Origin of the sequence: Salinicola salarius, assembly GCF_002179555.1 — a bacterium.
GTDB classification, from domain to species: Bacteria; Pseudomonadota; Gammaproteobacteria; order Pseudomonadales; family Halomonadaceae; genus Salinicola; species Salinicola salarius_A.
On record NZ_NHOU01000145.1, the window covers coordinates 1 to 484 of the forward strand.

Genomic DNA, 484 nt, shown 5'->3' on the forward strand with positions numbered 1-484 from the left:
CACGCCGACGATCTCGGCGAGGGCGAGCCGTGGGCCAGCAACGTCGTCGACAGCAACTTCGCCCAGGCCTGGCATGAGGAGATGGCGCAGCTCGATCACGAGGGCCAAACCGAGTTTCGCTGGAACATCGTCGAGGATCGCCTCAAGGGCATGCTCAACGAGCACACCGGACTGCACTTCAACCCCATCGACATGGCCTGGAAGAACTGGTTCACCGTGCGCAAGTACGCCCGGGCGGCGACGGAAGACGAGCGCGCCGACATTTGGACCACGGTCGACAGCGAACTGGAACGCCTGCGTCATCCCCAGGAGCGCCACCTCTACCCGCCGAAACCGGACACCTCCCAGGGTGGCTTGTCATCCGGCAAGTCGCCGGGTTCACCTTCGCTGCCATCAACCTCTAAAGCTTCTCAGGGCGCCGGTCAGTCAGCCGATGGCGAGGGTGATTCCGATCCGAATGATCTGATGTTCGGCGATGGCCAGA

At 63.2% G+C, this 484-nt stretch carries 1 protein-coding gene; it reads left to right on the forward strand.

Going from position 1 to position 484, the window contains the following annotated elements:
- Nucleotides 1-484: hypothetical protein (locus CCD76_RS20140; protein ID WP_179208983.1), on the forward strand; the 484-nt coding region annotated here is incomplete at both ends.